Below are 6,167 nucleotides of genomic sequence, written 5' to 3'. Positions count from 1 at the left end.
GGGGTGCCGGTCAGGGTGATGCGGTGGGGGAGGAGTTCGCGGAAGATGGCGCGCATCTGGGTGCGGGCCAGGTGGGCGCCGAGGCAGAAGTGGGGGCCGAAGCCGAAGCTGACGTGGTCGTTGGGGGTGCGGGTGATGTCGAAGCGGTTCGGGGACGGGAAGACGGCTTCGTCCCGGTTCGCGGAGGCGTGGTAGACGACGACCTTGTCGCCGGCGTCGATCTTGCGGCCGGAGAGGGTGACGGGGCGGGTGGCGGTGCGGCGGAAGTCCATGACCGGGGGCCAGTAGCGGAGCATCTCCTCGACGGCGGACGGGAGCAGGGCCGGGTCGGCGGCGAGGCGGGCGAGGTCGGCGGGGTGTTCCAGGAGGGTGAGGAGGCCGCCGGGGATGCCGTTGCGGAGGGTCTCGTTCCCCGCCACGGCGAAGAGGAAGAACATGTTCTCGAACTCGTGGGTGGTGAGGCCGCCCTCGAGCATGCGGGACATGATGTCGTCCGAGGGGCTGGAACGCTTCTCGTCGGCCAGGGCGTGGGCGTAGGCGAACATGTCGGCGAGCGCGGTGTAGGAGCGCGGGTTGACGGGGCGGCCGTCCGGGTGGGTGGTCGTGGTCGGACGGTAGTTCATCGCCTTGCGCGCCATGGGGGTCATGGAGGCGGCGTCGGCGGTGGAGATGCCGGCGTACTCGTCGTCCTGGTAGCCGATGACGCGGGACGCCCAGTCGTAGAGGAGGCGGCGGTCGGAGTCGGGGACGCCCATGATGTGGGCGAGCGTCCAGACGGGGAGGTCGGCGGCGAGTTCGACGAAGTCGGTTTCGGTGCCGAGGGCCGAGGTGATGAGGGTGCGGGCCCGGTGCTCGATCGTCTCCTCCAGGGCGCGGACGGCGCGGGGGGTGAACGCGGCGGCGACGATGCGGCGGAGGCGGGAGTGGTCGGGCGGGTCCTGGTTGAGCATCATCGCGCGGACGAACGCGAGGTCCTCGGGCGTGTCGGGGTCGCGGATCTGGGTGGCGCCGAGGTTGGAGGAGAAGAGGTCCGGTGAGCGCAGGACGTGCTTGACGTCGGCGTGCCGGAAGACCGCCCAGTATCCGGGACCGGCGGGCCAGGGGCCGACGGCCGGTTCGGGGACGCGGGTGACCGGGGTTTCGGTGCGAAGCACGGCGAACGCGTCGTAGGGAACCCCGGTCGCGTAGGTCGAGGGCAGGAAGATCTCCTCATGCATGCCATCAGCGTGCATCATGTCGGGATGACGGTGAAGCCCGATGAGATCCTGCGTGACAATTTCGCGCCGTGGGTGCTGGACCTCGGCCTCGTCCCGGAGGAGGTGGGGGACGGGACGGCGGTGCTGCGGCTGCCGTGGAACGACCGGCTGGCACGGGAGGGCGGCGCGCTGTCGGGGCAGGCGCTGATGGCGGCGGCCGACACGGCGGTCGTCCTGGCGGTCTCCGGGGCGAAGGGCGGGTTCGTGCCGATGACGACCGTGCAGCTGAGCACGTCGTTCCAGCGGCCGGTGGTGGGGAAGGACGTGCTCGTGCGAGTGGAGTTGTCCAAGCTGGGGCGGACGCTGGCGTTCGCGGAGATCGACATGACGGTGGATTCCGCGACCGTGGCTCACGCCAGTGCCGTTTACGCCATCATCGGGTGATATGACGCGTATCGAGAGGGTGGCCGTTCCGGACGGTGAGTTCGACCTGCACGTGTGGGGGACGCGGGGGCCGGGGATCCTGCTCGTCCAGGAGATCTTCGGCGTGGGCGACTACATGGAGGCCGTCGCCGAGGACCTGGTGGCGCTCGGATACGTGGTGGCGGCGCCCGACATGTTCTGGCGAATCCAACCGAACTGGACGACGAAGCACAACGAAGAGGCTCTCCCCAAGGGCATGTCCATGGTCTCCCAGTTCGACTGGGATAAGGGCGTCGAGGACGCCAAGGCCGCGCTGGACGTCCTCAAGGGCTTCCCAGAGGTCGGCAAGGTCGGCGTCCTCGGGTTCTGCTTCGGTGGGACGCTGGCGTTCCTGCTCGCCGCCAACGCGGAGGTCGACTCGCTGGTGTCGTTCTACGGCTCCGGTGTGCCGGGGGCGTTGGACCAACTCGACGCCATTAACGCCCCGGTGCAGTTCCACTTCGGTGGCGCCGACCCCTACATCCCCAGGGAGGACGTCGCCCGAGTAGAGCAGGCCGTGGACGGACGAGAGAACGCGGAAATCCACGTCCAGGAGGACGGCGGCCACGCGTTCCACAACCGGAAGGCGCCGATGTTCTACCAGCCGGAGCCCGCCGCCAGGGCGTGGCGCCTCACGGAAGCCTTCCTTCAGCGGACCCTGTTGTCATAGCAGTTGCCGTCAAGGGTCGGGCCGGCTCAAGCATCAGGCTGGTTCGAGGGTGAGGCGGGAGAGTTCCCTGCGGGACGAGATGCCCAGCTTCGGGTACGCCTTGTAGAGGTGGTACTCGACCGTGCGCGGGCTCAGAAATAGTTGGGTGGCTATCTCTCGGCTGCTGATGCCTGCGGCCGCCAGGCGGACCACCTGGAGTTCCTGCGGGGTGAGGCGGTCGAGGAGGTCCGGGGCGGCCGGAGCGGCGGTACCGGATTCGCCGGTGGCCCGCAGTTCGGCGCGCGCGCGTTCCAGCCAGGGGGCGGCGCGCAGGCGTTCGAAGATGGACGCCGCCGACCGGAGCGGGACGCGTGCGTCGGAGCGGCGGCGGGCACGGCGCAGGTACTCGCCGTAGAGGAGTTCCGTGCGGGCCCGCTCGAACGGCCGCGACGACTGCTCGTGCAGCCGGATCGCCTCCACGTAGGGTTCCTCGCCGTCGGTCACCAGGGCCTCGCAGCGCAGGGCCACGGCGAGGGCCCATGGCTGCTTGCCCGCCTCGGCCCATGTGCGGAAGCGGGTGAAGGCGGTGTGGGCCACGGCGGTTTCGCCCGCGCGTACGGCGGCCTCCACCTGGTCGGCGGCGGACGGGACGTCGGCGTGGCGGTGCGGACCGTTCGCGATCTCGTCGAGGCGCCGCAGCGCGTCGTCGTAGCGGCCCAGGCCGAGGTCGAGGAGGGCGAGCGCGGCGTCGGCCAGGCCCGGCGGGGCGGAGGCGGTCAACTCGTGGAGGCGGGCCTCGTCGCCCTCGATCGCCGCGATCCGGGCGAGGACGGCGCCGAGGCGGCCCTCGCGGAGCGGGCGGCCGGTGTCGCGGGCCAGCGCGACCGCCTCGGCGACGGTGGCCTCCGCGTCCGCGTGCCGGCCGGACGCGATCTGCGTCTGCGCGCGGATCTGCAGGACACCCGGCAGTTCCCCGGCCAGGCCGTGCCGGCGGCAGTGCCCGGCCTCGGCGGCGGCCAGTTCCAGCGCCGCCGCGTCCGCGCCGATGATCAGTGCGAGCTGGGCGCCGCGCAGCCGGTCGCCGGCGCCGCCGCGTACCGCGGTGACCTCGTCGGTGAGCAGCGGCAGGCCGCCCGCCCAGTCGCCGTCCGCGAGCAGTGCGAGGCCGCCCAGCATCCGGTCGCCGGGCATCAGTTCGGAAGCGCGGCGGACGGCGAGCAGCTCACCCGACGTCCACCCGTACACGGCGCCGGTGCGCAGCATCTCCGCGCGCTCCTCGCCGGCCGCGCGGTCGACCATCATGCGGGCCGCGGCGCGCGGGTCGCCGCGCTCGTACTCGACGGCGGCGTGCACGCGGGCGAGCGCGGCCAGGTCGGCGGCGCCGAGTTTCTCGGCGTGGACGGCGAGGTCGCCGGCCTCGTCCAGCCGGCCCGCCTGGAGGGTGAGCGCGGCGGCGGCGCCGAACCGCGCCGCGCGGGCCGTCCGGCCGGGGGTGAGGTCGGCGGCCTGCCGGTAGAGCGACGCCGCCGTCACGTGCCCGGCGCGGACGCGGGCGCGTTCGGCGGCCTCCTGGAGGTCGGCGGCGACGTCCTCGTCGGGGGCGAGGGCGGCGGACGCGCGGTGCCGCGCCCGGCAGTCGAGGTCGGTGGCGGACTCGGCGAGCGCCCGGTGGGCGGCGACGCGCTGCGCGGCCGTCGCGCCCTGGTACGCGGCCGCCCGGATCAGCGGGTGCCGGAACGCGATGCTGCGCCCGGCGACCGCGACCAGCCGGGTGTGCTCGGCCGGCTCCAGGTCGGCGAGGCCGGTTCCGAACGTGCCCGCCGCCGCGAGCAGGCTCGGCATGTGGCCGCGGCCCTCCGCGGCCGCGATCAGCAGCATCATCCGGGCGTTCTCCGGCAGCCGGGCGATCTGGTCCTGGAACGAGGCGAGGACGCGGTCGGCGACCCGCAGCGGTGTGGCCTCGAGGGGACGCTCGTCCGCGGCGGCGAACTCGTGCAGTGCGAGCGGGTTGCCGGCCGCCTCCCGCAGCACCCGTTCGCGGACGACCGGGGCCAGGCCGTGCGCCGCGATCAGCCGCTCGGCGTCGTCCCGGGCGAGCCGGCCGAGCCGCAACTCGGGCAGGCCGGTGCCGGTGAAGGCGTCGTCCCGCGCGGCGAACAGCATGACGACGCCTTCGGCCGCGAGCCGCCGCGCCGCGAACAGCAGCGCCTCGACGGTCGCGGTGTCGAGCCAGTGCGCGTCGTCGGCGACGCACAGGACGGGTCCGTCCTCGGCGAGATCGGCGAGGAGCGTGAGCACGGCGAGGCCGGTCGCGAAGCGGCTCGGTTCGGCGGACGCCTCGCCGAGCGCGGAGCGCAGCGCGGCCGCCGGTCCCGGCGCAAGGCCGTCCAGCCGGTCGCGGACGGGCCACAGCAGCTGGTTCAGTCCGGCGAACGCGATGCCGGACTCCGCCTCGATACCGGTCGCCCGCAGCACCCGGGCCGACCCGGCGGCGGCCTCCGCGAGCAGCGCCGACTTGCCGATGCCCGCCTCGCCGCGCAGCACGAGCGCGGCGCTGCGCCGGTGGTCGCGCGCCTCGTCGAGGAGCGAGGAGAGCCGCGCCTGTTCATCGTTCCGCCCGTAGAGCACGCCGTCCAAACTACGGGCCTGAATACCGAAAGCCTACGGATGCACCCCGTATCCAGCGGTTCGTACGTTCATGACCAGCGATAACGAACCGAGGAGGACATCGTGCGGGAACTGTTCGAGCCGCTGTCGGCCGGGAAGCTGGAGCTGCGCAACCGCCTCGTGATGGCGCCGATGACCCGCAGCCGCGCGGGCGCGGACGGCACCGTCACCGGGCTGACCGCCGAGTACTACCGGCAGCGCGCCGGCGCCGGGTTGATCATCACCGAGGGGACGCAGCCGAGCGTCCGGGGCCAGGGGTACATCCTGACGCCGGGCCTGCACTCCGACGAGCAGGTGGCGGCGTGGCGGGCGGTGACCGACGCCGTGCACGACGAGGGCGGGGCGATCTTCGCTCAGCTGATGCACGCCGGGCGTGTCGGCCACCCCGTCCTGTACCCGGACGGCGGGCTGCCGCTGGGGCCGTCGCCGATCGCGAGCGGCGACCGGCTCTACACCCCGGACGGGATGCTCGACCATCCCGTCCCGCAGGAGATGACGCTGGACGACATCGCCCGCGCCGTCGAGGAGTTCGCCGCCGCTGCACGCAACGCGGTCGCGGCCGGGTTCGACGGGGTCGAACTGCACGGCGCGAACGGCTACCTGATCCAGCAGTTCCTCGCCGACGGGAGCAATGTCCGGACCGATGCCTACGGCGGGACGGTCGAGAACCGCGTGCGGTTCGCGGTCGAGGCCGTGCGCGCGGCGGCGGACGCGATCGGCCCGGAGCGCGTCGGGCTGCGGGTGTCGCCGGGCGGCACGTCCAGCGGCGTCAGCGAGAGCGACACGCCGGAGCTGTACTCCGCCCTCGTCGCCGGGCTCGCCCCGCTGGGCCTTGCCTACCTGCACGTCATGGAGGAGCTGAACCGCGACATGACCCGCCGCATCCGGGCCGAGTGGCCGGGGACGCTGATCCTGAACCCGCACCCGACGCCGGAGTCGTTCCCCGCGCGGCCGGAGGAGGGCGCCGAGGCGCTGCGGGAGGGAGTCGCGGACGCGATCGCGCTCGGTCAGCTGTGGCTCGCCAACCCCGACCTGCCCGCCCGCATCAAGGCCGGCGGCCGCTACAACGAGGCGGACCGCTCGACCTTCTACGGCGGCGACCACCGCGGCTACACCGACTACCCCGCCCTTCCTTGAGCCCGCCCGCCGCGAGCGGCGGGTGGAGTGTGCGGGGTGGGCGCTAGGGGTGGGTG

Annotated in this window: 5 protein-coding genes; 3 read left to right on the top strand and 2 right to left on the bottom strand. The window is 73.4% G+C overall.

All coding sequences use genetic code 11. From position 1 onward, the window contains the following. A partial coding sequence (locus tag E1284_RS37530) for a cytochrome P450 (protein ID WP_131944902.1) occupies window positions 1–1,217 on the bottom strand: 1,217 nt, incomplete at its 3' end. Between the two features lie 24 nt (window positions 1,218–1,241). On the opposite strand from E1284_RS37530, the gene E1284_RS37525 reads away from it, so the two are divergent. Further along, on the top strand, window positions 1,242–1,640 hold the full coding sequence (locus E1284_RS37525) for a PaaI family thioesterase (RefSeq protein ID WP_131944901.1): 399 nt from the start codon (window positions 1,242–1,244) through the stop codon (window positions 1,638–1,640). 1 nt (window position 1,641) lies between these two features. After that, the gene (locus E1284_RS37520; RefSeq protein WP_131944900.1) at window positions 1,642–2,328 is read left to right on the top strand and encodes a dienelactone hydrolase family protein; all 687 of its coding nucleotides are present in this window, start codon (window positions 1,642–1,644) and stop codon (window positions 2,326–2,328) included. A 33-nt stretch (window positions 2,329–2,361) separates the two neighbouring features. Here the strand turns inward: E1284_RS37520 and E1284_RS37515 are convergent, their stop codons facing one another. Next, entirely contained in the window at window positions 2,362–4,935 is a 2,574-nt protein-coding gene (locus E1284_RS37515) for an ATP-binding protein (protein ID WP_131944899.1), read from the bottom strand. Between the two features lie 102 nt (window positions 4,936–5,037). On the opposite strand from E1284_RS37515, the gene E1284_RS37510 reads away from it, so the two are divergent. Beyond that, a complete protein-coding gene (locus tag E1284_RS37510) occupies window positions 5,038–6,111 on the top strand; it encodes an alkene reductase (RefSeq protein WP_131944898.1) in 1,074 nt (357 codons plus the stop codon). Window positions 6,112–6,167: the final 56 nt, after the last annotated feature.

This window comes from Actinomadura bangladeshensis (assembly GCF_004348335.1).
GTDB lineage: Bacteria > Actinomycetota > Actinomycetes > Streptosporangiales > Streptosporangiaceae > Spirillospora > Spirillospora bangladeshensis.
This window is presented reverse-complemented; position numbering and strand designations above follow the sequence as displayed.

Bases quoted from the DNA above. Each gene is read 5' to 3' on its own strand.
- E1284_RS37525 (WP_131944901.1), top strand. From the start codon at position 1,242: ATGACGGTGAAGCCCGATGAGATCCTGCGTGACAATTTCGCGCCGTGG.
- E1284_RS37520 (WP_131944900.1), top strand. From the start codon at position 1,642: ATGACGCGTATCGAGAGGGTGGCCGTTCCGGACGGTGAGTTCGACCTG.